This is a genomic window from Streptomyces sp. NPDC049585 (assembly GCF_040675615.1).
Lineage (GTDB): Bacteria > Actinomycetota > Actinomycetes > Streptomycetales > Streptomycetaceae > Streptomyces > Streptomyces luteosporeus.
In genome coordinates this window covers 244,007-267,340 of record NZ_JBFAPE010000002.1, presented here as the reverse complement: position 1 = coordinate 267,340, position 23,334 = coordinate 244,007, and the positions used below count along the sequence as shown (strand labels likewise).

Here is a 23,334-nt window from a genome sequence, read left to right as displayed (position 1 = left end):
CTAGCTCGCTTTCGCGTCGTGACGGCCCGGCTCGGCGCCGGCGTCGGTCTCCTCGTCCGCGCCGGCGCGCGGCCCGGTCATGCCGGTCAGGGTGGCGGCCACGGCCACCGCCGTCAGCACGCCGCACATCCACCAGGTGGCCGCGGGCGACGCCGACCACACCGCGACGCCCGCCACCGGGCCGATCGCGTAGCCGATCTGGAACGGGAAGGCCGCGGCCGCTATGTACCGGCCGCGCAGGTGCGGCGGGGCGATATGGCCCGGGTAGGCGGACGCGCTCGGGGTGCCGATCATCTCGCCCACCGTCCACACCACGGTGGCGACGACGAACATCGCCATGCCGGTGCCCGCCACGTAGAGGTTCATCCCGACGCCCACCAGCCCGATGCCGAGCGCCACCGCGATCCTGGCCGGCAGGTGCTGCACGTACTTGGTGATGAGCAGCTCCAGCGCGATGACCATGATCGCGTTGAGCGACAGCAGCGTCGAGTAGAAGGTCGTGCCGTACCCGTCGGCCTTCAGCTGCAGCGGCAGCGCGGAGGTGTGCTGGATGTACACCAGCGCATTGAGGAAGAGGGCCAGCAGGAAGAGCATGTACCGCCGGTCGCGCACCACCGCCGCGTACGACCGGACGGGGGCGTCCTCCTCCGCCGTGACGGCCCCCGTGCGGTCACCGGAGCGGGTGAGCACCAGGGCGCACAGGGCGAAGCCGATCTGTGCCGCCGCCTCGATGTAGAAGATGAGGTCGTAGGAGAAGCTGATGAGGAGCGCGCCGAGCAACGGGCCTATGGTCGTGCCCAGGTTGAACGCCATGCGGTAGATGGCGAACACCATGACGTGGTGCTCCTTGGGCGTGCGCTCCACGAGCAGCGCCGAGGAGGCCGGGCGGTACGCCTGGGCCACCACGCCGATCAGTGCCGCCACCGCGACGATCACCGGCAGGCTGGTGAGGTAGACCAGGCTGAGCGTGAGCGCCCCGGCGAGCGCCATGGAGCTCGCGATCGTCCGGGCGTAGCCGAGCCGGTCCGAGAGCGAGCCGCCCAGCAGGACGCCCACCACCGTGCCGACACCGTAGGCGCCGAGCGCGAAGGCCGCGTCGGTGGCGGAGATGCCCTTGTCGGTGAGGTAGAGCACCAGGTAGATCTGCAGGAAGTTGCCCAGCCGGTTGATGAGCATGCCGCCGAGCACCAGCCAGATGGGCCCGGGGATGCCCCGCAGCGTCTGCATGACCGAGGGCTTGGCGGCCTTCGGCGCGGGGGCGGGTGGTTGTCCGGTCGTGGTCATCTGGCCGGGCCCTCCAGCGGCCGGCTCTTGAGCTCGACGATCCGCGGGGCGTCGGCGAGCGCGGCCCGCGCCTGCTCCACCGAGTCGGCGAGCGCGACGACGCGGCCGTAGCGGGAGATGTACCCGCGGGGCGGCAGGCGCAGCACGGCGCCGGCATCCGCCATTTCCACGGCGCTGTGGATCGACGGGGTGAACCGCCCCTCGTGGACGGTCACCGCCTCCACCTCGACGTCCTGCTCGGGGTAGAGGAAGCGGACGGCCGCCGCCTTGCGGTGCCGGACCGTGGTGTCGGGACGGCGACCGGCCGCCGTGTCCGCCGCCGCGAGGGCGACGTCGACGCCGGTGGCCAGGTGACCGAGGTAGGGAATCATGTCGCCACCGAGGCGGGCGTTGACCTCCATCAGCTTCGGCCCGTCGGGCGTCAGGCGGAACTCGGTGTGGCTGACGCCGGTGGTGAGGCCCAGCGCGGCGTGACTGCGCCGCAGGGCGTCGAGGAGCACCGGGTCGGACAGCAACGGGTCGGCGCCGTCCACCTCGTGGCCGATCTCCTCGAAGTAGGGCGCCATGCCGACCTCCTTGTGCGCGACGACGAGCGGGGTGCACTCGCCCTCGAAGCAGACGGAGTCGACGCTGATCTCCGGCCCGTCGACGAACTCCTCGACCAGCACGGAGACGTCGAAGACGGGAACGCCGGGGTAGGAGGCGCCCGCGGCGGTCGCGTAGGCCTCGGCCAGCTCCCCGGCACCGGCGGCCTTGCGCACGCCCAGGCTTCCCGCGAGGCCGCGCGGCTTGAGCACGACGGGGTAGCCGATCTTCTCCGCGGCGGCCTCGGCCTCGGCCAGGGACCGCACGCCGATCGAGGCCGGCTGGGCCACACCGGCCCGCTCCAGCGCCGTTCTGCCCGCGAGCTTGTCCCGGCAGGCGGTGACGGCCTCGGGGGTGTTGCCCGGCAGCCCCAGCGCCTGCACGATGTGCGCGGCCGGTGCGATCAGGCCCTCGTCGTAGCAGAACATGCCCGCCACCGGGTGCTCGGCGGCCACGCGGCGGGCGGCTTCGACCAGCGGCTCCGGGCGCGTGTTGTCGACGATCGTGCTGCCGACCACGTACGGCCGCTCCCACGTCACCTCCGCGGGCTGCAGGAGCCACAGCGCATACCGCCGGGCGACCGTCTGCAGAATGAACTCCCTGCTGCGCCGGCCGCTGCTGCCCACCAGAAGCAACAGCGGCTTCTCGCCGTCCCACCCCATGTTCCGCTCCCTCACGTCTCGAATCGCTCCTGCGGCCGGTGCGGTCGCAGGAGGTGCCCCCATCCCGCGCAGACGGCGGTCACCGGTTGAAACACCGGACCGGCCGCCGCCGTTGCACGGGCCCCGCCCCACGGTGCAGCGGGGGTCAAAGGGGACACCGGGCCGCCAGTTCCGGTGCCAGGGTCCGGTGTTCCCGTCGCACCCCGGCCTCCCCCTCCGCCGCCGGGTCCGCGCCCCAGGCGGCGGGCCGGTCGGGGAAGACGGCGGTCACCGTGCCGCCCACCCGGACGGCGGGGATCTCCGCGCGCAGCCGCGCGACCGAGGTCTTCATCTCGTGCCACGGGCACACCAGCCGCACGGCGTCCGCGGTGGGGGCGGCCAGGTGCAGGGGGCCGCCGCGGTGCGGGCAGCGGGCCCGCATCACGAACCCCCGGCCCGCCACCGTGGCGTAGACGTACGGGGTGCCGGCGACGACGACGCAGTTGTCCCGTCCGGCGACGGGGAAGGTCACGACAGGCACGCGCGGTAGTCCCCCACGGAGTGGATCTCGTAGACGCATTCGTCGGACAGGATGTCGGCGCCGTGCAGCCGGTTGCGCCTGATCACGACGCCCTCGCCCGCCTGCAGGGTCAGCGACGAGCCGAGCCCGCTCTCGAAGCGCATGGTGCCGGAGACGATGTGGCACAGTTCGTCGCCGTCGTGGCAGTGGGTGTTGGACAACTCTCCCCGTGGCTCGACCAGATGGGCGACCGGCGCCTGCACCCGGCCCAGCCGGATGCCTTCGAAGACCGGGCCGTGGAGCTTCTTGAGCTCCGGCTGGTCGTCCATCCACCGGATCTGCTCGGCGAAGTCGTGGTCGCCGATCTCCAGCAGCGTGCGGTACTCCTCGATACCGCGGACGAGCTCCGGGATGATCCCCTCGCCGTGCGCCTCCAGCAGCGGCTTGATGATCTTCTCGCGGGCCATGCGGCCGTGGTGCTGGTCGATGTGGACGTGCTCGGTGAAGTACTCGGTGTCCACCACGTCGCCGAACACACCGCGCAGCAGCCGGTCGGCCCGGCGGCAGAAGTCGACCAGCGAGCTCTCGGTGTAGTAGAGGGCACCCACGTAGCGGAAGAAGAGTTCGTGGTTCTTGCCCAGGTAATGGAAGTAATTGTTCAACAGGAGGCTGCTGTTGAGGTAGTACTGCCAGTACCGGTGGACATCCGACTCCAGGCCGACCGACTCGAGGGTCCGCTCGTACAGGGTGCTGTGCTTCGTCTCGTGCACCCCGTAGCCGTACTCGTCGATGACGACCTTGAACCACTCCGACTGGGCCCTGCCGTAGTAGCCGAGCACATTGCGCATCATCGGGGACGCCTCGGAGAGGAAGTCCGGCGCGAACTGCACCAGCCACATCCGCGCGGCGCGCTGCGGATCACTGGAGCCGGTGATGGTGCGCTCGAACGGCGACTGCTCCTCCTCGCTCTCCATGACCAGCGAGTCCAGGTAGCTGTCGAGGCTCTCCGTCGTCCAGGTGCCGGAGGTCTCCACCTCGTCGTCGAGGAAGCCGAAGGCGTAGCGCTCCAGGGCGGGGCGGATCCGCTCGCCCAGCGCCCGGTTGCCCGGGCTGTAGAAGGCGCGGAAGTCCTCCTCCTTGCCCTTGAGGCCGGACTTGGGGAAGAAGACGAGATCGGCCTCGTAGATGCTGGTCAGCAGGCGGTTCACGGCCAGGCTGGTGTAGTCGAGGACGTTCGCCCGGCCGGGCACCGCGTCGAAGTCGAGGTGCGGGAGCACCTGCGGGCGCAGCTGGCGGCGGTAGGGGTTGTCGTGGTTCAGCCAGTCCTCGTTGTCGAGGTAGATGGGGTTGGTGGCGTACTGCACCACGGCGTCGCGCAGTTCCTTGCCACTGAGTTCGAACGGTATGTGCTGCGGGACGTGACTCATGACTCGCTCCCTTGTCCTCAGAGGTGCACGCTCAGCTGGAAGTCGCTCCACCGCAGGCGGAAGGGGACCTGCTCCCCCGCCTTGACCGGCACCGGCTTCTCGAACGGGACCCACCCCTGCATCCAGTGCGACGTGGTGTTGCGGGGGGAATTGCTCAGCGTGATGCCGTCGTCCAGGTCGAGCTCGAACCAGACCACCAGGGCGTGGACCTCGCCGTCGTCCGTCGCGGTCAGGGACACCGGGCGCTCGCCCGGCTCCAGCGGATCGCGCACGAGGTCGAACTCCAGGACGCGGTCGGCGTGCGACATCAGCCGGTGCGGCCAGGTGCCCAGCCGTACGGGGAAGTGCCCGCGGGTGGCCAGCGCGTTCATCAGCGAGACGTCGAAGGCGTCGGCCATGGCCACCTGGTTGAGCTTCACTGCGGCCTCGCTGTGCACCAGCTGGCCGATCAGCCGCGCGCTGGTGGGCAGCATGACGGCGTCCGGGGCCAGCAGGTGTTCGCGGGCGTGCCGCACGGAGGGCAGCAGGCCCTCGCCGATCAGGCCGCAGTCGACGATCTCGGAGACCAGGACGTCCACCGGGGCGTCGAGGTCCTTGCCGACCTCCAGCTCGTGCGACGGCTTGTCGATCACCGTGATCGTCCCCGAGAGGTCGTGCGCGTCGACGACCTGCCGGGCGACCTCGGCCAGCAGCGGGTTCATCTCGCACGTGACGACCTTGCGGGCGCCGGCCCGGGCCGCGGCCATGGCGAGCAGCCCGCTGCCGGAGCCGATGTCCAGCACGCTCGCCCCCGGCGGGATCACCCGCTCCAGGGCGGTGACCAGGGCGTCGTTGCGCTCGGCGTCGTTGAGCATGGGGAAGTGCCAGCGCGGCACCGTCCGGCGGGCGATGCGCGCGAAGGCGTCCGAATCGGTGGACAGCCCGCCGGACGGTGCCCGCAGGAGCGAGGACGCCTGTTCGGCTATCTCGCTCATCTCCTGGGCCAGCGACTGCAGCGAGGCCACCAGCAGGCGGTGCTGCGGGCTGTTGGGCGAGGTGTTCCCGCCGCCCGGTCCGGCACCCGCCCAGGACGCCGCGATCTCTCCGATCTCTTCGATCTCTCCGACATGTGCCTGCTGCATGTGCACCACTGCTCCTCACGCCTTCTCGCCGGGTCGACCGTGGTGCGAGGCCGGCCTTGTCGACCTTCAAGATCTCGGCGCCCCCGCACTGCGACCGTACGGAGGAAAGGGGGAAGCCGATCTGCAGCGCGCCTTCACCGCGAACGGCAGTTCCTACCGCGCGGTTGACATGGACACAGTGCGGTGACCTGGGCGGACGCGGACACGGCGTACCGGCGGTCACAAGGCGGCAGATTCCGCCGCGCCGCGCCGGTTGATTCCGGCGCCGGCGACCGCCGCGCACGGCGCGGCCGGCGGTGTGACGTCGGCCACTACCGCAGCGCCCCGTAGGGGCGCGGGGCAGGGCGTGTCCGGCGGGTCTTCGTCACGCGCCACCGCGGCGCCCCGTAGGGGCGCTGCATGATCCGCTGGGCACGCCTGGCCGTCGGTGGCCGGTCGCGCCCACGCGGCGGCAGCCGCAGATCAGCGCTGCCCCGCGCCCCTACGGGGCGCAGCACGATCCGCCGGGCAGGGCCTACGACGCCTGCAGCAGGGCGCCTGCCGGCGGGGCGCCGTCCCGCCACTTGAGGATCTTGTCGAAACTCACCACCGCACCGGCTCTGCCGGGCCGATTGCGCACCCGCACGTGATCCGTGAGGGAGGCGATCAAATAAAGACCCCGGCCGTGTTCCTCGTGAACGCCGGCCGGGGCCTTGGTGTACGTGGCGCGGGCCGTACGGGCGGCGCGCCTGCGGGGATCGGTGAACCCTGGTCCCGAATCGGTCACCTCGATGCGACAGGTGTCGCCGTCGATCACGGCGGTGACCCGGTAGCCGGACGACGCATCACCCCCGTGCTCGACGGCGTTCGCACACGCCTCGCTCAGGGCGATGGCCAGGTCGTACGAGGTCTCGGGGTCGACGCCGGCCGTTTCCATGGCACCGATCAGCAGCCGCCTTGCGAGCGGAACGCTCGCGGCCTCGCGCCGCAAGTGGAGTGACCACCAAATGCTCATGCTCAGCCTCCTGGCTGCGGCTCGACATACCGATACCTATAGCCGCACCACGCGCCCGGTAAGCCTGTCGGCCCTGTGAGTGCCCTCATTCGGCCGACGCGCCGAGTGGGTGAAGTCGTGTAAGGGAGTGGCCATGGAAGCGCGCGGGACCCGTGCGCAGGCCGGGCACCCTGCTTCTAGATCGTCCGGCGGCGGTGGGATGATGGCGCAGCCATGCCTCAACCCGTCGCGCGCGCCGGCGCCGATCTGCGACTGATCCGGGCCGCGGTGTTCACCGCGGTCTGTGTCGTGCTGTCCGCGGGCGGGCACGTGCTGGCGTCCTGCGCCGGGGTACCGCTGTGGACCCTGGCCGCGGGTTGCGTGCTGGTCTTCGCGGTGGCCGCGCCGCTGGCCGGGCGGGAACGCTCGCTGCCGGGCATCGCGGCCGCGCTGGCCGTCGGCCAGCTCGCGCTGCACGCCCTCTTCGGACTCGGCCAGGCCCGCGCGGGCGCGATGCCCGTCCCCGGGCGGGACGGACACGAGGGCCGTCTCATCGACTTCGCCGGGCAGCTTTTGTGCGACCAGCGGCCGCTGTCCGCGGCCGAGGCACGGCGCGTCGTGACCGACGCCGGTCTCGACCCCGCGGTGCACCCGGCGATGGCCGCACCCGCCGGCGGCACGGCCGCGCCCGGCGCCGGCCACGCCTCGCTCGCGCACGCCCTGCTGCCCTCGCTGCCGATGGTGTTGGGCCACCTGCTGGCCGCCGTCGCCCTGGGCTGGCTGCTGCGGCGCGGCGAAGCGGCCCTGTGGCGCCTGGTGCGCCTGTCCGCCGGCCCCGCCCGCCAGCTGGCCGCGGCCGCGCTGTTCGGTGCCCTGCGTGCCGCCCTGGCGCTGGTGCGCGTACGCGTACGGGCTCTGCAGGCCCCCGTCGTCGTACGGCGCCGGAGCACGGCCGACGACGAGCGTCCGGCCCGGGAACCGGAGCTCCAGCACTTCGTGATCAGGCGGGGACCGCCGGCCTGCGCCCTCGCGGCCTGACCGACGCGACGCACCGCCGCCCGCAGGGCGGGAAAGGGGCCGTTCGCGCCGTCGCCGCACGCGCGCCACCCCTCTTCTTCCCTCCTGCCATCGATCGGAGTCCTCCCATGACCGCGTCCCGTCGTTTGCTCGCCGCCCGCACCTCCCTTGTCGCCGGCCTGGCCGCCGGCAGCCTGCTGCTGCTCTCCGGCCCCGCCTTCGCCCATGTCAGCGTGCAGCCGGGCACCGCCGAGAAGGGCGGCTACAGCACCATCAACATCAAGGTGCCCAACGAGAAGGACAACGCCTCCACGGTCAAGCTCGAGCTCAGCCTCGACCCCAAGCACCCGCTGGCCTCGGTGATGCCGCAGGCCGTGCCGGGCTGGGAGGTGAAGGTGGAGAAGACCAAGCTCGACAAGCCGCTGCAGATGCACGGCAAGACCATCGACGAGGCCGTCAGCAAGGTCACCTGGACCGGCGGCAAGATCGAGCCGGGGCAGTTCCAGCAGTTCCCGCTGTCGGTCGGCCAGCTGCCCACCGACGCCGACGAACTGGTCTTCAAGGCGCTGCAGACCTACTCCGACGACGACGTCGTGCGCTGGATCGACCCGTCCAAGCCGGGCGGCGAGGAGCCCGAGCACCCGGCACCGGTCCTCAAGCTCGTGGCCAAGGGCACGGCCGGCGCGGCGGGCGGCCACTCGCACGACGGCAAGGACGGCGACAAGTCCGACAAGAAGGACGGCGCGAAGGGCGGCGTCACCGCCGAGGCGGCCGGCGACGACAAGGGCGACAAGGACGCGAGCGACGGCACCGCCCGCGCCCTGGGCATCGCCGGCATCGTCGTCGGCGCGGCCGGTGTGGCCTTCGGCGTGCTGGCCGGGCGCCGTCGCACCGCTGCCTGACCGAGCAGCACCGACTCCTGGAGAAGCACCCATGCGCACCAAGCTCCTGGGCGCGGCCCTCGCCGTGGCGGCCGCGCTCACCCTCACCGCCTGCGGCGGCGGATCCGGCGACGGCGGCGACAAGCCCGCCGCGGACGTCTCCGCCGAGCCGCAGAAGACCGGGGCGATCACCCTGGACACGCCGAAGGCCAAGCCCGACCTCGTGCTGAGCGACACCTCCGGCAAGAAGTACGAGCTGGTCAAGGAGACCAAGGGCCGCCCGGTCCTGCTCTACTTCGGCTACACCTACTGCCCCGACGTCTGCTCGACGGTGATCTCCGACGTCGCGGCCGCGGAGAAGAAGCTGTCCAAGGCCGATCAGGACCGGCTGCAGGTCGTCTTCGTCACCACCGACCCCGAGCGCGACACCCCCGAGCGGATGCGCACGTGGCTCGACGCCCAGGGCGGGCAGGACATCGTCGGCCTGACCGGCGACTTCGACACGATCCAGGCGGCGGCCAAGCCGCTGGGCATCCTCGTGGAGAAGCCGAAGAAGGAGAAGGACGGCTCGGTGACCGTCAGCCACGGCGCCGAGGTCGTCGGCTTCTCGCCGAAGGACGACGCCGGTCACTGGATCTACACCACGTCCACCACGTCCGAGCAGTACGCCAAGGATCTCCCGAAGATCGTCAAGGGGGAGAACCCGTGATGCGCAAGAGCACCGTCCTGACCGCCGCCGCCCTGCCGCTGGTCGTCGCCGGCGCCCTGCTGATGGTCACCGGCTGCCAGTCGGAGAAGGACGCGCTGTCCTCCAACAAGGCGGAGCTGTCCGTCAGCGGCGCCTACATGCCGCAGCCGGCGATGGACGACATGGCCGCCGCCTACTTCACCGTCGAGAACGACGGCGGCAAGGCCGACACGCTGACCAAGGTCACCAGCCCGCTCTCGTCGGACATCACCCTGCACACCACCGAGGGCTCGCAGATGAAGCACGCCCCGCAGCTGCAGGTGCCCGCCAAGGGCAAGCTCGCGCTCGCGCGCGGCGGCACCCACCTGATGCTCGGCAAGCTCGGCCACAAGCCGCAGGTGGGCGAGAAGGTGAAGTTCACGCTGCACTTCGCGGACTCCGCGCCGATCACCGTCGAGGTGCCGGTGCAGAGCACGTCGTACCGTCCGGCGGGCTGACGCGACGATGAGCAGGACGGGTACGGCCCGGCGGGCCGGGGCGCTGCTCGGCGCCCTGCTCGCCGCGCTGCTGTGCACCCTGACCCTCGGCGCGACCCCCGCCTCGGCGCACGCCGCGCTGACCGCCACCGACCCGGCCGACGGGTCGGTGGCGGCCACCGCGCCCCGCCAGGTCACGCTCACCTTCTCGGAGGGCGTGCTGCTGGGCGCGGACTCGGTACGGGTCCTCGACCCGCGGGGCGGGCGCGTCGACGAAGGAGCGCCCCACCACGCGGACGGCCGCTCCGAGACGGCGGTCGTCGCCCTGCGCGGGCAGCTCGCCGACGGTACGTACACCGTGGCGTGGCAAGCCGTCTCGGCGGACAGCCACCCGGTGGCCGGCGCCTTCACCTTCTCGGTCGGCGCGCCGTCGGCGACCACGGTGTCCGTGGACTCGGTGGCGCAGCACACCGACGCGGCGGTCTCCGCCTTCTACGGCATCGGCCGCTATGCGGCGTACGGCGGCTTCGTGCTGCTCGTGGGCGGCTGCGTGTTCGCCGGACTGTGCGGTGCCTCGCGGGCCGTGCAGCGTGTCGCGGTCGGCGGCTGGGTCGCGCTGTTCGCCTCGACGACCGCGCTGTTGCTGCTGCGGGGCGCGTACACCGGTGGCAAGGGACTGGGGTCGGTCGCCGACCTGACGCTGCTGACCGGCGTCCTGGCGACGAAACCGGGCGTGGCGCTGCTGTCGCGCCTGCTGCTGCTGAGCGCGGCGGCGGTGTTCCTCGCCGTACTGTTCGGCAGCTTCGCGCGCGAGGACGGCCCCGTCGAGCGCGGCCGGGCCGTCGCGTACGGGCTGGGCGCCGGCGGTGCCGTCGTGGCCTCGGGCCTCGCGGCGACGTGGGCCCTGGCCGAGCACGCCTCGGCAGGCGTACAGGCGTGGCTGGCCATGCCGGTCGACGTGGTGCACCTGTTGGGCGTGGCCGTGTGGCTGGGCGGGCTCGCCGCCCTGCTGGCCGCGCTGTGGTCGGGAGCGGCGGTCGGGCGGACGGCGGTACTGCGCTTCTCCCGCGCCGCCTTCGTCTCGGTGTGCGTCCTGGTGGCGACCGGCGTCTACCAGTCGTGGCGGCAGCTGGGCTCCTTCGGTGCGCTGACCGGCACCTCCTACGGACGCACCCTGCTGGTCAAAGTTGGACTAGTGGTCGTCATGGTGACCCTGGCCGCCGTGTCGCGCCGCTGGACCGGGCGCCTGACGGACGGCAGCACCACCGCACGGCGGACGCCGGCGCGGCCGGCCGCGCCGGCACCGTCCGCCGATCCGGTACGGGCCGCCCAGCTCGCCCGGCAGCGCGCGGCGCAGGAGAAGGCCGCCGGGCGGCGGGTGCGCGACGCCGACGCGACGCGCACCGGACTGCGGCGCGCGGTGCTGGCCGAGGCCGCCGTGGCCGCCGTCCTGCTCGCCGTCACCACGCTCCTGACGAGCACTCAGCCCGGACGGGCGGAGGCCGAGGCCCGGCGGGCCACGGGCCGGCCGGCATCCGGGCAGGCGACCGCCGCGCCGGCCGAGGTGCGCATCCCCTACGACACCGGTGGCAAGGGCGGCCGCGGCACGGCCGTGGTCACCCTGGACCCGGCCCGCGCCGGGGCCACCACCGTGACCGTCACCCTGACGGACGACTCCGGCCGCCGTGTGGACGTTCCCGAGCTGACACTGTCCTTGACCGAGAAGGCGAAACGGATCGGTCCCCTGCGCACCACGCTCGAACGTCAGTCCACCGGACAGTGGCGGGCCACCGGATTCCGGGTGCCCATGGCCGGCGACTGGCAGCTGTCCCTGACCGTAAGGACCTCGGACATCGACCAGGTCACCGAGATCGAGAACGTGAAGATCACCTGATGGCTGACACGACTGGTACCAAGACCGCCGGCTCCCCCTCCGGTCCGTCCTCCGAGCCCCCCGCCGCCGGAACCGCCGCCGGACCCGCCGCCGTCTCGCGGCGCCGGCTGCTGGGCACCGCCGGAGCCGTCGGCGCCGGCGCCCTCGTCGTGGGCGCCGGAGCCGGCGCCGCCGGCGCCCAGGCGGTCGGGGGCAGACCCGACCCCCTCACCTCGATCGGGGCGACCAAGTACCCCTTCCACGGCACCCACCAGACCGGCATCGTCCAGCCGGCCCAGGCCCACGCCCACCTGGTCGCCTTCGACCTCGCCCCCGGCAGCGGCAGCAAGGCCGCCGCGGCCCTGCTGCGCCGCTGGTCCGCCACGGCCGCCGACCTGATGTCCGGCGAGACCCCGCGCGACGACGACCTGGGCATCGCCCTGGACGCCGGCCCCTCGGCCCTGACCGTCACCTTCGGCTTCGGCCACAGCTTCTTCGACCGCACCGGGCTGACCGACCGCCGCCCCGCGGCGCTCGAACCGCTGCCGTCCTTCAGCGCCGACGCGCTCGACCCCAAGCGCAGCGACGGCGACCTGTGGATCCAGATCGGCTCCGACGACGCCCTCGTCGCCTTCCACGCCCTGCGGCTCCTGCAGCGCAAGGCCGGCGAGACCGCGCGCCTGCGCTGGCAGATGACCGGCTTCAACCGCACACCGGGCGCCACGTCCCACCCCATGACCGGGCGCAACCTCATGGGACAGATCGACGGCACCAACAACCCCAAGCCGACGGACCCCGCCTTCGACAAGCACGTCTTCGTACCGGACGGCCGCGACGCGAGCGGCGGCGCGGCGGAGGCGTGGATGGCCGGCGGCTCCTACGCCGTCGTCCGGCGCATCCGGATGCTGCTCGACAGCTGGGACCACCTGTCGCTGGAACGGCAGGAACGGATCATCGGCCGCCGCAAGTCCGACGGCGCGCCGCTGTCCGGCGGCTCCGAGACGACACCGGCCGACCTGCAGAAGGTCGGCCCCGACGGAGCCCTCGCCATCGCCGGCGACGCGCACATCCGCGTGGCCTCGCCGGCCTCGAACCGCGGCGCGGCGATGCTGCGGCGGCCCTTCTCCTACCACGACGGCTTCCGCGACGACGGGGCGCCGGACGCGGGACTGCTGTTCATCGCATGGCAGGCGGACCCGATGAAGGGGTTCGTGCCGGTGCAGCGGAAGCTGGACCGCGGGGACGGGCTGTCCCGCTTCCTCAGCCACGAGGCGAGTGGGCTGTTCGCGGTGCCGGGTGGGTGTGCGGAGGGCGAGTACGTGGGGCAGCGCCTGCTGGAGGGTTAGGGCGTGTCCGGCGAATCATGCAGTGCCCCGTAAGGGGCGCGGGGAACTGCGCGATCGGCCAGCGACGGCCCGCAGCTGACACACCACCCCCGAGGGGCCGACTGCGGGCACGTCGTGGCTTGTCGCGCAGTTCCCCGCGCCCCTACGGGGCGCCGTGGTGGCACGTGACGACGATCCGCCGGACACGCCCTAGTGCCCCGTAGGGGCGCCGTGGTGGCGCAACGCCGCGGCTATCGTGGGCACCGCGAAATTGAGCGCACCCCTCCGGAGGAGAACCGCGTGATGCCGGCCACTCGTTATACGTACCTCGGGCCCGAGGGGACCTTCACCGAGGCCGCGCTGCGCACGCTGCCCGAGGCCGCGACCCGTGAGCTCGTGCCCATGGTCTCCGTGCCCGCCGCGCTCGACGCCGTCCGCGGCGGGGACGCGGCCGCCGCGCTCGTGCCGATCGAGAACTCCGTCGAGGGCGGCGTCACCGCCACCCTCGACGAACTCGCCACCGGCGAACCGCTGATGATCTACCGCGAGGTGCTGCTGGAGATCGCCTTCGCGCTGCTGGTGCGCCCCGGCACCCGCATGGAGGACATCAAGACGGTCACCGGTCACCCGGTCGCGCAGCCGCAGGTGCGCAAGTGGCTCGCGGCGCACCTGCCGGATGCGGTGTGGGAGTCGTCCGCGTCCAACGCGGACGGTGCGCGGCTGGTGCGCGAGGGCCGCTACGACGCCGCGTTCGCGGGGGAGTTCGCGGCGGCGACGTACGCACTGGAGCCGCTGGTGACGGGCATCCACGACGCGCAGAACGCGCAGACCCGCTTCGTGCTGGTGGGCCGTCCGGCGCGGCCGGCGGCGCGGACGGGGGCGGACCGCACGTCGCTGGTGATGTGGCAGCGCGACGACCATCCGGGCGCCCTGCTGGAGTACTTGCAGGAGTTCGCGGTGCGCGGGGTGAACCTCATGCGGATCGAGTCGCGTCCGACGGGCGAGGGCATGGGCCGCTACTGCTTCTCCGTCGACTGTGAGGGCCACATCACCGACCGCCGGGTGGCGGAGGCCCTGATGGGGTTGAAGCGGACGTGCGCGAAGGTACGCTTCCTGGGTTCGTACCCGCGTGCGGGTGTCGACCCGGACGAGCTGTCGGGCGCCGTGGTGCCGCCCCGGGCGGGCACGTCGGACGGTGACTTCGTGGCGGCGGCCGAGTGGCTGGCGCGCTGCCAGGACGGGCGTATCTGAGCCCCGGGCCCCCGGGCCCGAACCGCGGTTGCCCACAGAGTTATCCACAGGTACTTCTCGACCTGGGGATAAGTCGACAGATCGAGAGCCCGGGAAATCCGTACGAAACGGTCACCGCTCGACAAATCACTCCGAGGGGTCACGCCGTTCGTCCACAGCCCCTCTTTCCGGTGATCTCCAGCCCCTGGTCCACCGAAATGCCTCGAACAACCCTTTAGGGGGAGGCAACGCCACCCCAAAGAGTGGCGCACAGAGGTTTACACGAGGAAACCCTGATGAATGACGGAAGAGCCGGAAGGCTTGATTCCGACATCCACAGATTTCCCGCACACCCTGTGGACAATGAAGTGGAACCACATGTTCCTGTGGACAACGCAGCGGCGGCCCACGGTGGGCATCTTTCCGGGAATTCCGGCGTGTACCGTCACCATGCCGCACACAAGCCACAGGCGTTTTTCCGCCTCCCCCGAATACCGTTCATTCACGCGACTTGATTCGGGCAAATCGCCACCAAAAGGAATATCGCGTCGAGCGGCGGCGGCCCACGACGGTAGCCTGGAGGGGTGATTGACCTTCGCCTGCTCCGTGAGGACCCCGACCGAGTGCGCGCGTCCCAGCGCGCCCGTGGAGAGGACGTCGACCTCGTCGACGCACTGCTCTCCGCCGACGAGCGGCGCAGGTCGTCCGGCGTCCGCTTCGACGAGCTGCGCTCCGAGCAGAAGGCGCTCGGCAAGCAGATCCCCAAGGCCACCGGCGACGAGAAGGCCGCCCTGCTGCAGAAGGCCGCCGAGCTGTCCGCCGCCGTCAAGGCCGCCGACGCCGAGCAGGACGAGGCCGCGGCCGAGGCCCAGCGCCTGCTGCTGCAGATCGGCAACCTCGTCCACCCCGACGTGCCGCGCGGCGGCGAGGACGACTTCGTCGTCCTGGAGACCGTCGGCACGCCCCGCGACTTCGCCGCCGAGGGCTTCGAGCCCAAGGACCACCTGGAGCTCGGCCAGGCGCTGGGCGCCATCGACGTCGAGCGCGGCGCCAAGGTCTCCGGCTCGCGCTTCTACTACCTGACCGGCGTCGGCGCGCTCCTGGAGCTCGCCCTCGTCAACGCCGCCATCGCGCAGGCCACCGCCGCCGGCTTCACCCCGATGCTCACCCCGGCGCTGGTCAAGCCGCGCGCCATGGAGGGCACGGGCTTCCTCGGCCAGGCCGCGCAGGACGTCTACCACCTGGAGAAGGACGACTTCTACCTGGTCGGCACGTCCGAGGTCCCGCTCGCTGCGTACCACATGGACGAGATCATCGAGGCCGACAAGCTGCCGCTGCGGTACGCGGGCTTCTCGCCCTGCTTCCGCCGCGAGGCCGGCACGTACGGCAAGGACACCCGCGGCATCTTCCGCGTCCACCAGTTCGACAAGGTCGAGATGTTCTCGTACATCGCGCCGGAGGACGCCGAGGCGGAGCACGCGCGCCTGCTGGAGTGGGAGAAGCAGTGGCTGACGAGCCTGGAGCTGCCGTTCCAGGTCATCGACACCGCCACCGGCGACCTGGGCGCCTCCGCCTCGCGCAAGTTCGACTGCGAGGCGTGGATCCCGACCCAGGGCAAGTACCGCGAGCTGACCTCGACCTCCAACTGCGACGAGTTCCAGGCGCGCCGCCTGTCCGTCCGCATGCGCGAGGGCAAGAACGTCCGCCCGCTGGCCACGCTCAACGGCACCCTGTGCGCCGTGCCGCGCACCATCGTGGCGATCCTGGAGAACCACCAGCAGGCCGACGGCTCGGTGCGCGTGCCCGAGGTCCTGCGCCCGTACCTGGGCGGCCGTGAGCTCCTGGAGCCGGTCGGTAAGTGAGCAACTCACCCGAGCTGCCGTACCGACTCATCGCGACCGATCTCGACGGGACGCTGCTGCGCTCCGACGAGACCGTCTCGGAGCGCACCCGCGCCGCCCTGGCACGGGCCACGGCGGCCGGTGCGGCGCACCTCGTCGTCACCGGCCGGTCCGTCGCCTGGACCCGGCACATCCTCGACGCGCTGGACTACCGGGGCCTGGCCGTCTGCGGCCAGGGCGCGCAGGTCTACCACGCCGGTGAGCACCGGCTGCTGACCTCGGTGACCCTCGACCGGCAGCTGGCCGCGCTGGCCGTCGCCAAGATCGAGGCGGAGACCGGTCCGCTCCACCTGGCGGCCAGCCGCGAGGGCCTGGAGGGCGACCTCCTGGTCACTCCCGGCTACCGCGTCCAGGAGGGCCCGCTGCCCACCGTGCCGATCACCGACGCGGCCGAGCTGTGGGCGGCGCCGCTGAACAAGCTCTACCTCCAGCACCCCGACCTGGACGACGACGCCCTCGCCGAGGCCGCCCGCTGTGCCGCGGGCGGCCTGGTGGGCGTGACGATGGCGGGCTCCGGCATCGTCGAGCTGCTGCCGCTGGGCCTGAGCAAGGCCACCGGCCTGTCCCTGGCCGCGCGCCGCCTGGGCGTGCCGGCCGCGGCGACGATCGCCTTCGGCGACATGCCCAACGACGTGCCGATGTTCGGCTGGGCCGGGCACGGCGTGGCCATGGCGAACGCCCACCCGGAGCTGCTGGCCGTGGCCGACGAGGTCACCGTCACGAACGACGAGGACGGGATCGCCCTCGTCCTTGAGCGTCTGTTCGACTGAGCACCGCCCGTACAGCCGTCGTGGGTCCGTCCCAGGACCACGGCGGCCGTCCGCGCGTCAGCGGCCGGCACCCCAGCCCGATGGCCAGCGCGATCGCGTGCCCCACGTCCGTGAACGTCCCGCCGGTCAGCAGCGGTACGCCGAAGAACGCCACCGCCCCCACCAGGTAGGCCCAGCGCCAGGGCCGCGGGACGCGGTAGGCGAGGACGCCCACGGCACCGGCGAGGCCGTACGAGACGCCTATGTCGACAACGTGCTTCATCGAGCGCGGCGCCGAATGGCTCCGGATCGCCAGCAGCAGCACCTCCTGGCTGATCAGCGTGGCCGCGATGTGCGCGGCGGCGACCGTGACCAGCCAGCGCAGGCTGCCGATCCAGCGCTCGACGTTGGCGTGGACGATCTCGAAGAGGGCGGCGTAGAGCAGGAACGACGACGGGCTCTCGATCCAGAAGCCGCTGATCAGCAGGGACTGCAGCGGGTGCTTGTTCAGCTCGTGGATGTTGCTGCTGGTGCGGTGCAGCAGGAACGCCTCCAGGCCCTCGCTGGCCGACGCGATGACCAGGCTGGTGATGCCGATGATCAGCAGCCAGATGTGGGTGCCCGGCGAGGTGCGGATCCAGGTGCGGATCCCGGCGCGGACGGCGTCGGGGTTCGCGGGGAGGTTCACCCTTCGACGGTAGCGGCGCCACCTGTGAGGCGCAGTTGTAGGATGACTGGGCAACCGGTTGAATGCTCAGCGGTTGAATGCTCACTCTTCGGAAGGACACCGATGGCCCTGCGAGCGGCGGGACGCCAGTCCCTCGTGGACACCGTCGTGGAACAGCTGCGCGCCCAGGTCGCCGCCGGCGAATGGCGCGTCGGCGAGCGGATCCCCACCGAGCACGCCCTCGCCGAACAACTGCAGGTCGGGCGCAACACCGTCCGCGAGGCCGTACGCGTGCTCGTCCACGCCGGCATGCTCCGCTCGCGCCAGGGCGAAGGAACCTTCGTCGTCTCCACCGCCGACCCCGCCGACATCGTCCGCGGCCTGCAGCGCGCCGGCATCCGCGACGTCCTCGAACTGCGCATCGCCCTGGAGACCGAGGCCGCCCGCCTCGCCGCACTGCGGCACGAGAGCACCGACATCGAACGCATGCGCGCCGCCCTCGATGCCCAGACCGCCTACGAAGACCCCGAGGGCCAGCCCGACTCCGGCAACCTGGAGCTGTACGCCGACCACGACGTCGCCTTCCACCGGGCCGTGGTCGAAGCCGCGCACAACCCCGCGCTGACCGCGACGTACGCCTGGTTCAGCAGCTCGGTGCGCGAGGCACTGGTCACCTTCCTCGGCGACCGCGACATGCCGCGCGTCGTCCACGGCGACCACCACGCCCTGATGGAGGCCATCGCCTCCGGCGACCCCGAGGCCGCCGGGCGCGCCGCCCGCACGCTCCTCGAACGACCCAAACAGGCCGTCGAAGCGCTGCTCGCCGAGGACTGAGCCGCCCTCTTCCGGACTTCCTTTCGCACCACCCCTGGAGGCACCCCCATGCCCGAGCCGAGGCCCGGCACCCCCCTGATCGACGCCGAGGACGCCGAGGACCACATCGCCCCCGCGCCCCCCGTGGCCGCCGCGCGGCGCCGGCTGCTCGCCCACCCCGCGTTCGTCCTCACCGGCATCGTCCTGGCCTCGCTCAACATGCGCGCCGCACTCGCCGGTGTCTCCCCGCTCATGAGCGAGATCGGCGACCACTTCCACCTCACCGCCGCCACCTCCAGCCTGGTCACCACCATCCCGCTGGTCTTCATGGGCCTCGGCTCCATCGCCGCCCCCCGCCTCGCCCGGCGCTGGGGCACCGAGACCGTCCTGTGCGCGGCCCTCGCCCTGCTGTGCGGCGGCATCCTGCTGCGCGTCACCCCGCCGGTCGTCGCGCTCTTCGTCGGCTGCGCCCTCGTCGGCACCGCCATCGCCCTGCTCAACGTCCTGATGCCCGGCCTGGTCAAGCGGGACTTCCCCGACCGCGCGGCAGGCATGACCGCCCTGTACTCCACCACGTTGATCCTCGGCGCCACCGGTGCGGCCGCCTCCGCCGTACCGCTGGAGGACGCCCTCGGCGGCTGGCAGGGCTCCCTCGCCTCATGGGCCGTCCTCGCCGCCGTGGCTGCCGTCCTCTGGCTGCCGCAGGCCGTGCTCGTACGCCGCGCCGGCCGCGGGAACGGGCCGGGTACCACCTCGGCCCCCACGGCGGCCGGCCCCCGCCTGAGCCGCTCCCCGCTGGCCTGGCAGGTCACGCTGATGATGGGCACCCAGTCGCTGGTGGCCTACGTGTGCATCGCCTGGATGCCGACGATCTTCACCGACCACGGCATGAGCAAGAGCCAGGCCGGCATCGTCTACGCCTTCTACACCCTCACGCAGATGGCCGGCTCCTTCTTCGTGCCCCTGCTCGCCGGACGCATGCGCGACCAGCGGCTGCTCGCCGTCGGCGTCGTCGCGCTGCTGGCCGCGGGGCTGACGGGCCTGCTCACCGCCCCGGTCGCCGGGGCGTGGGTATGGGCCACGCTCATGGGCGTGGCCCAGGGCGGACTGCTCGGACTCGCCCTCACCTTCATGGTGCTGCGGACACGCGACGCGCACACAGCGGCCCGGCTGTCGGGCATGGCCCAGACGTGGGGCTACCTGCTGGCGTCGGTGGGGCCGTTCGCGATCGGGTGGGTGTACGGGGCGACCGACAGCTGGGCGCTGCCGATCGCACTTCTGCTCGGCGCTTGCTGTGCGCTGCTGTTCCTCGGCCTGGGAGCCGGGCGGAACCGGAAGATCTGACGCAGCGCCTGCGGCGGGCTGTGCCCGGTGTCCTCCATCGCCGGACGGGCTGACGGTGTCAGCCCGTCCGGCGATGGAGGACCAGCAGACCGCCCGTGTCTACTCCTCGCCTGCCAGGGTCAGGGACTTCATGCGGTGGACCGCGTACGTCGTTGCCGCCACCGTCACGACCGCCAGCAGGGTCACCGCCACCGGGAGGCGGACGTCCGAGGTGATGACGCCGTCCGCGCCTATGCGCTGGGCCAGGGACAGGGCCCACTGCTGGACGCTGAGCGTGCGCGCCCCGGGGATGAGGTTGCCGAACAGCGACTCCCACACCAGCGCGTACACCAGTCCGGCGACGACCGCGTGCCGGGTCACGACGCCCAGCAGCAGGAACAGGGCACTGTAGGCCACCGAGGCGGCCGCGGCGGCGGCCGCGTAGGCCACGGCGATCTGCTGGCTGTTGCCGTTGAGCAGGAAGCCGGCCAGCAGCGTGGGCAGCGCCGTGAAGGCGATGCTCACGCCGATCGCCACGACGAGCTTGGTCAGGACGACGGTCGTGCGCGGCACCGGCTTGGCCAGGAGGTAGACGACGGAGCCGTCGTCGATCTCCGGGCCGATCGCGCCGGTGCCGGCGACGACGCCGACGAGCGGCACCATCGTGGCGAGCGCGAAGCCGCCGAGGACGTTGACGGCCGTGTCGTCGTCGGCGCCGGTGAAGGCGCGGACGGCGGCGGAGAGCACGAGCAGCAGGGCGGGCAGGGCGAAGAGCACGACCGCCCGGCGGCGGCCCAGGAGACCCCGGTAGGTGAGCCGGGCGACGGTCGGGTGGTAGAGCGACACGGTGGACATCGAGGCGCCTCCTTTCAGGCCGCGACGAGGTAGGAGAAGACCGATTCCAGGGACTCGTCGGAGGGCGTGACGGTCAGGAGCCGGATGCCGTGGGCCCGGGCGAGCTGCGGCAGGATCTCGGTGAACCGGCCGAAGTCGGCGGCCTGGACGCGCAGGGCGCCCTCCTGGACGTCGACGTCGATGCCGGAGGTCGAGGGGTCGGCGATGAGCGCCGCGGCCAGGGCCCGGTCGTCGCTGGAGCGCACGAGGTAGCGGTGGGGGCGGTCGGTCATCAGACGACGGATCTTGCGGAAGTCGCCGGAGGCGGCGTGCCGGCCGGCGACGACGACCTCGATGTGCGCGGCCAGTTGCTCGACCTCCTCCAGGATGTGGGAGGAGAACAGCACGGTGCGGCCTTCGGCGCCCATGGCGCGCAGCAGGTCCATCAGCTGCATGCGCTGGCGCGGGTCCATGCCGTTGAACGGCTCGTCCAGCAGCAGCACGGAGGGCTCGTGCACGAGGGCGGAGGCCATCTTCACGCGCTGGCGCATGCCCTTGCTGTACGTGGCGATCCTGCGGTCCTGGGCGTACTCCATCTCGACCGTGGCCAGGGCCCGCTGGGCCTCCTTGGCACCGAGACCGTGCAGCTCGGCGTTGGCCAGGACGAATTCGCGCCCGGTGAGGAAGTCGTACATCGCCTCGCGCTCGGGGACGACCCCGATGTGGCGGTAGACCTGCTCGTTGCGCCAGATGACGTCGCCGTCGAGGGTGACGGTGCCGGTGGAGGGGGCGAGGAAGCCGCCCATCATGTTGATGAGGGTGGACTTGCCGGCACCGTTGGGGCCCAGCAGTCCGGTGACGCCGGGGCCGACGGTCATGGTGATGTCGTTGACCGCCACCACGTTGCCGAACCAGCGGGAGACGTTGTCGAGGCGGATCGTGGTCACAGCCCGGCCCTCCGGTATCGGCGCATCAGGAGTGCGTAGCAGCCGGCGACGACGGCCAGCAGGACGCCCAGGTAGACGACGCCGGCCGCGGTGCCCGGCCCGTGGCCACCGGGGAAGGTGCTGGTGGCCGACAGGAACGCCGTCTGGACGCCGTCGACCAGGGTGATCGGCGAGAACAGCCCGAGCCAGGGGATCACGTCGGTGTGGTCGGTGGTGAGCGCGATGCCCTGGACGGTGCTGACCGCGCCGTAGGAGATCGTCAGGACGGCGATGACGGCAGCCACTCCGAACCCGCGGCGGGGCGTGAGGGCGGCGACCACCAGGCCGATGCCGGCGAAGAGGAGCGAGAGCAGAGCCACGGAGACCAGTCCTTGTGCGAAGCCCTTCGTCTGGTCGGCGAAGTCCATCTTGGCCAGCAGGGCGCCGACGTAGAGGATCACCAGGGGCACCGCGGTGAGGACGAACAGCGCCGACGCCATCGCCGCGAACTTCGCGACGACGTAGTCCACGCGCTCGATCGGGCGGGAGAAGTACAGCGGAACCGTCTTGAAGCGCAGGTCGCGCGAGACCGCCTGGGGCGCCTGCGCAGCCAGGTACAGCCCGATGACGGCCTGCACGTAGAGCGCGTAGCGCGTGTACTGCATGGGCAGGCTGTGCATCTTGGTGCTGACGGCCACGGCCACCACGATGGCGGCGGGCAGGCACATCACACCGAAGAGGATCATCGGCAGGACCTTGGAGCGCGCCGAGCGGCCCAGGCCGTAGGCGCCGCGCAGGCTCTGCGAGAACAGCGAGCGGCGGGCGTAGGCCCGGCCGAGGCGGGCCCCCTCGTAGGGGCGGTAGCCGATGTTGTGGATGACGTCCGGGTGGGCGCCGCGCGCGGGCCCGCCGGTGGTCGGGGCGTCATGCGGCATGGCCGGCGCCTCCCTTGTCCAGCTCGTGCGGTTGCTCGTCGCGGAAGACCTCCGCGATGCGGTGGCGGCGCTGCTCCATGCGGACCAGGCCCACGCCCAGCCCGGCGACGGCGTCGCGCACCACGTCGTACGTCTCCTCGCCCGCCACGTCGACCAGCAGCACCCGGCCGGGCGCCGGGGAGCCGTCGGCCGACCGGCCGGCGGGCCGGGCCGTCAGGCCCGCGTCGGTCAGCGCCGCGAGCAGGGCCGCGGTGCCGTCGGGGCAGGCGTCGGTGTCGGTGACCTCGACGGCGAGGGAGCCGGTGTCCTGGGTGAAGTCCTCGGTGGAGGAGGAGCGCAGCAGCCGGCCGCCGTCGATGACGACGACGTGGTCGCAGGTGCGCTCCAGCTCGCCGAGCAGGTGCGAGGTGACCAGCACCGAGATGCCGAAGTCGGTGTGGACGCGGCGGATCAGCGCCAGCATCTCGTCCCGGCCGACCGGGTCGAGGCCGTTGGTGGGCTCGTCGAGCAGCACCAGGCGCGGGTCGTGCACGAGCGCCTGGGCCAGCTTGACCCGCTGCTTCATGCCCGTGGAGTAGCCGCCCATGGGGCGGTAGCGCTCCTCGTACAGGCCGACGTGGCGCAGGGTGTCCGCGGTGCGCTCGCGCGCGGCGGTGGGCGGCAGCCCGGACATCCGCGCCATGTGCACGACGAACTCGGTGGCCGAGACGTCGGGCGGCAGGCAGTCGTGCTCGGGCATGTACCCGACGCGCTCGCGGATGCTGCCGCCCTGGGTGGCGACGTCCAGGCCCAGGACCTCGGCCCGGCCCTCGGTGGCCGGCATCAGCCCGAGCAGGATCTTGATGAGCGTGGACTTGCCGGCTCCGTTGGCACCCACCAGACCGGTGACACCGGGGGTGATGTCGAGGGAGAGCCGGTCCAGGGCGGTCACCCGTGGGTACCGCATGGTGAGGCTTTCGGTGGCGATCACAGTCACGCCTTCGACGGTAGTGCCGCGCCCGCCGCCGGGCGTCAGACCAGACGGCTGGATCCGCCTACTCCTCCGGTCTGACATTCCCGTACGGGTGACGGGGGCGGGCGCGGGCGCCCGGTCCGTGCACGACCCTTGACGTGGCCGCCGGTCATTGTCACATTCATCGGTGTCA

Annotated in this window: 22 protein-coding genes; 11 read left to right on the top strand and 11 right to left on the bottom strand. The window is 72.2% G+C overall.

The annotated features are described in order from the left end of the window. The 6 genes from AB0K17_RS03535 to AB0K17_RS03510 all read right to left on the bottom strand — a co-directional run bounded on the left by AB0K17_RS03535 (position 1) and on the right by AB0K17_RS03510 (position 6,572). The gene (locus tag AB0K17_RS03535; RefSeq protein ID WP_365981959.1) at positions 1-1,284 is read right to left on the bottom strand and encodes an MFS transporter; all 1,284 of its coding nucleotides are present in this window, start codon (positions 1,282-1,284) and stop codon (positions 1-3) included. Further along, entirely contained in the window at positions 1,281-2,546 is a 1,266-nt protein-coding gene (locus AB0K17_RS03530) for an ATP-grasp domain-containing protein (protein ID WP_365981958.1), read from the bottom strand. Before AB0K17_RS03530 ends, AB0K17_RS03535 begins: the two co-directional genes overlap by 4 nt. Positions 2,547-2,676: 130 nt before the next feature. After that, positions 2,677-3,051, bottom strand: coding sequence for a Rieske 2Fe-2S domain-containing protein (locus tag AB0K17_RS03525; RefSeq protein ID WP_365965075.1), 375 nt, complete (start codon positions 3,049-3,051; stop codon positions 2,677-2,679). After that, entirely contained in the window at positions 3,039-4,457 is a 1,419-nt protein-coding gene (locus AB0K17_RS03520; protein WP_365981957.1) for an iron-containing redox enzyme family protein, read from the bottom strand. Before AB0K17_RS03520 ends, AB0K17_RS03525 begins: the two co-directional genes overlap by 13 nt. A gap of 17 nt (positions 4,458-4,474) precedes the next feature. Continuing rightward, positions 4,475-5,578 (bottom strand): 50S ribosomal protein L11 methyltransferase, encoded by a 1,104-nt coding sequence (locus AB0K17_RS03515; protein ID WP_365965073.1) that lies wholly within the window; start codon positions 5,576-5,578, stop codon positions 4,475-4,477. 514 nt (positions 5,579-6,092) lie between these two features. After that, on the bottom strand, positions 6,093-6,572 hold the full coding sequence (locus AB0K17_RS03510; RefSeq protein WP_365965072.1) for an ATP-binding protein: 480 nt from the start codon (positions 6,570-6,572) through the stop codon (positions 6,093-6,095). A gap of 213 nt (positions 6,573-6,785) precedes the next feature. Between AB0K17_RS03510 and AB0K17_RS03505 the strand changes: the two genes are divergently transcribed. The 9 genes from AB0K17_RS03505 (at position 6,786) to AB0K17_RS03465 (ending at position 16,712) form a co-directional block, all read left to right on the top strand. After that, positions 6,786-7,589: a hypothetical protein gene (locus AB0K17_RS03505; RefSeq protein WP_365981956.1), complete on the top strand. Its 804-nt coding sequence runs from the start codon at positions 6,786-6,788 to the stop codon at positions 7,587-7,589. A 107-nt stretch (positions 7,590-7,696) separates the two neighbouring features. After that, a complete protein-coding gene (locus tag AB0K17_RS03500) occupies positions 7,697-8,470 on the top strand; it encodes a YcnI family protein (RefSeq protein ID WP_365981955.1) in 774 nt (257 codons plus the stop codon). Positions 8,471-8,501: 31 nt separating this feature from the next. Beyond that, positions 8,502-9,158, top strand: coding sequence for an SCO family protein (locus AB0K17_RS03495; RefSeq protein WP_365965068.1), 657 nt, complete (start codon positions 8,502-8,504; stop codon positions 9,156-9,158). Further along, positions 9,158-9,634 (top strand): copper chaperone PCu(A)C, encoded by a 477-nt coding sequence (locus AB0K17_RS03490; RefSeq protein ID WP_365981954.1) that lies wholly within the window; start codon positions 9,158-9,160, stop codon positions 9,632-9,634. Before AB0K17_RS03495 ends, AB0K17_RS03490 begins: the two co-directional genes overlap by 1 nt. Positions 9,635-9,641: 7 nt before the next feature. Next, on the top strand, positions 9,642-11,507 hold the full coding sequence (locus tag AB0K17_RS03485) for a copper resistance protein CopC (RefSeq protein WP_365981953.1): 1,866 nt from the start codon (positions 9,642-9,644) through the stop codon (positions 11,505-11,507). Next, positions 11,507-12,832, top strand: a complete 1,326-nt coding sequence (gene efeB, locus AB0K17_RS03480; RefSeq protein WP_365981952.1) for an iron uptake transporter deferrochelatase/peroxidase subunit — start codon at positions 11,507-11,509, stop codon at positions 12,830-12,832. The genes AB0K17_RS03485 and efeB overlap by 1 nt, the downstream gene beginning before the upstream one ends. Positions 12,833-13,114: 282 nt before the next feature. Then, positions 13,115-14,062 (top strand): prephenate dehydratase, encoded by a 948-nt coding sequence (gene pheA, locus AB0K17_RS03475; RefSeq protein WP_365965064.1) that lies wholly within the window; start codon positions 13,115-13,117, stop codon positions 14,060-14,062. A gap of 563 nt (positions 14,063-14,625) precedes the next feature. Continuing rightward, positions 14,626-15,903: a serine--tRNA ligase gene (gene serS, locus AB0K17_RS03470; protein ID WP_344433100.1), complete on the top strand. Its 1,278-nt coding sequence runs from the start codon at positions 14,626-14,628 to the stop codon at positions 15,901-15,903. After that, positions 15,900-16,712 (top strand): HAD family hydrolase, encoded by an 813-nt coding sequence (locus AB0K17_RS03465; RefSeq protein ID WP_365981951.1) that lies wholly within the window; start codon positions 15,900-15,902, stop codon positions 16,710-16,712. The genes serS and AB0K17_RS03465 overlap by 4 nt, the downstream gene beginning before the upstream one ends. Here the strand turns inward: AB0K17_RS03465 and AB0K17_RS03460 are convergent. Then, entirely contained in the window at positions 16,660-17,379 is a 720-nt protein-coding gene (locus tag AB0K17_RS03460; RefSeq protein ID WP_365965062.1) for a rhomboid-like protein, read from the bottom strand. The two genes, AB0K17_RS03465 and AB0K17_RS03460, sit on opposite strands and share 53 nt — an antisense overlap. Positions 17,380-17,481: 102 nt before the next feature. Between AB0K17_RS03460 and AB0K17_RS03455 the strand changes: the two genes are divergently transcribed. Then, entirely contained in the window at positions 17,482-18,192 is a 711-nt protein-coding gene (locus AB0K17_RS03455; RefSeq protein WP_365981950.1) for a FadR/GntR family transcriptional regulator, read from the top strand. A gap of 48 nt (positions 18,193-18,240) precedes the next feature. Beyond that, positions 18,241-19,515 carry an MFS transporter gene (locus AB0K17_RS03450; protein ID WP_365981949.1) on the top strand — a complete coding sequence of 425 codons (1,275 nt, stop codon included), beginning with the start codon at positions 18,241-18,243 and terminating at the stop codon, positions 19,513-19,515. A gap of 99 nt (positions 19,516-19,614) precedes the next feature. Here the strand turns inward: AB0K17_RS03450 and AB0K17_RS03445 are convergent, their stop codons facing one another. The 4 genes from AB0K17_RS03445 to AB0K17_RS03430 are packed head-to-tail and all read right to left on the bottom strand — an operon-like array spanning position 19,615 to position 23,135. After that, on the bottom strand, positions 19,615-20,349 hold the full coding sequence (locus AB0K17_RS03445; protein WP_365981948.1) for an ABC transporter permease subunit: 735 nt from the start codon (positions 20,347-20,349) through the stop codon (positions 19,615-19,617). Positions 20,350-20,363: 14 nt separating this feature from the next. Beyond that, a complete protein-coding gene (locus tag AB0K17_RS03440) occupies positions 20,364-21,275 on the bottom strand; it encodes an ABC transporter ATP-binding protein (RefSeq protein ID WP_365965058.1) in 912 nt (303 codons plus the stop codon). Continuing rightward, positions 21,272-22,189 carry an ABC transporter permease subunit gene (locus tag AB0K17_RS03435; protein ID WP_365981947.1) on the bottom strand — a complete coding sequence of 306 codons (918 nt, stop codon included), beginning with the start codon at positions 22,187-22,189 and terminating at the stop codon, positions 21,272-21,274. Before AB0K17_RS03435 ends, AB0K17_RS03440 begins: the two co-directional genes overlap by 4 nt. Continuing rightward, positions 22,179-23,135: an ABC transporter ATP-binding protein gene (locus tag AB0K17_RS03430; RefSeq protein WP_365982047.1), complete on the bottom strand. Its 957-nt coding sequence runs from the start codon at positions 23,133-23,135 to the stop codon at positions 22,179-22,181. Before AB0K17_RS03430 ends, AB0K17_RS03435 begins: the two co-directional genes overlap by 11 nt. Between the last annotated feature and the right edge of the window lie 199 nt (positions 23,136-23,334).

Bases quoted from the DNA above. Each gene is read 5' to 3' on its own strand.
- AB0K17_RS03535 (WP_365981959.1), bottom strand. From the start codon at position 1,284: ATGACCACGACCGGACAACCACCCGCCCCCGCGCCGAAGGCCGCCAAG.
- AB0K17_RS03520 (WP_365981957.1), bottom strand. From the start codon at position 4,457: ATGAGTCACGTCCCGCAGCACATACCGTTCGAACTCAGTGGCAAGGAA.
- AB0K17_RS03515 (WP_365965073.1), bottom strand. From the start codon at position 5,578: ATGCAGCAGGCACATGTCGGAGAGATCGAAGAGATCGGAGAGATCGCG.
- AB0K17_RS03510 (WP_365965072.1), bottom strand. From the start codon at position 6,572: ATGAGCATTTGGTGGTCACTCCACTTGCGGCGCGAGGCCGCGAGCGTT.
- AB0K17_RS03505 (WP_365981956.1), top strand. From the start codon at position 6,786: ATGCCTCAACCCGTCGCGCGCGCCGGCGCCGATCTGCGACTGATCCGG.
- AB0K17_RS03500 (WP_365981955.1), top strand. From the start codon at position 7,697: ATGACCGCGTCCCGTCGTTTGCTCGCCGCCCGCACCTCCCTTGTCGCC.
- AB0K17_RS03495 (WP_365965068.1), top strand. From the start codon at position 8,502: ATGCGCACCAAGCTCCTGGGCGCGGCCCTCGCCGTGGCGGCCGCGCTC.
- AB0K17_RS03490 (WP_365981954.1), top strand. From the start codon at position 9,158: ATGCGCAAGAGCACCGTCCTGACCGCCGCCGCCCTGCCGCTGGTCGTC.
- AB0K17_RS03485 (WP_365981953.1), top strand. From the start codon at position 9,642: ATGAGCAGGACGGGTACGGCCCGGCGGGCCGGGGCGCTGCTCGGCGCC.
- efeB (WP_365981952.1), top strand. From the start codon at position 11,507: ATGGCTGACACGACTGGTACCAAGACCGCCGGCTCCCCCTCCGGTCCG.
- pheA (WP_365965064.1), top strand. From the start codon at position 13,115: ATGCCGGCCACTCGTTATACGTACCTCGGGCCCGAGGGGACCTTCACC.
- AB0K17_RS03455 (WP_365981950.1), top strand. From the start codon at position 17,482: ATGGCCCTGCGAGCGGCGGGACGCCAGTCCCTCGTGGACACCGTCGTG.
- AB0K17_RS03450 (WP_365981949.1), top strand. From the start codon at position 18,241: ATGCCCGAGCCGAGGCCCGGCACCCCCCTGATCGACGCCGAGGACGCC.
- AB0K17_RS03445 (WP_365981948.1), bottom strand. From the start codon at position 20,349: ATGTCCACCGTGTCGCTCTACCACCCGACCGTCGCCCGGCTCACCTAC.
- AB0K17_RS03435 (WP_365981947.1), bottom strand. From the start codon at position 22,189: ATGCCGCATGACGCCCCGACCACCGGCGGGCCCGCGCGCGGCGCCCAC.
- AB0K17_RS03430 (WP_365982047.1), bottom strand. From the start codon at position 23,135: ATGCGGTACCCACGGGTGACCGCCCTGGACCGGCTCTCCCTCGACATC.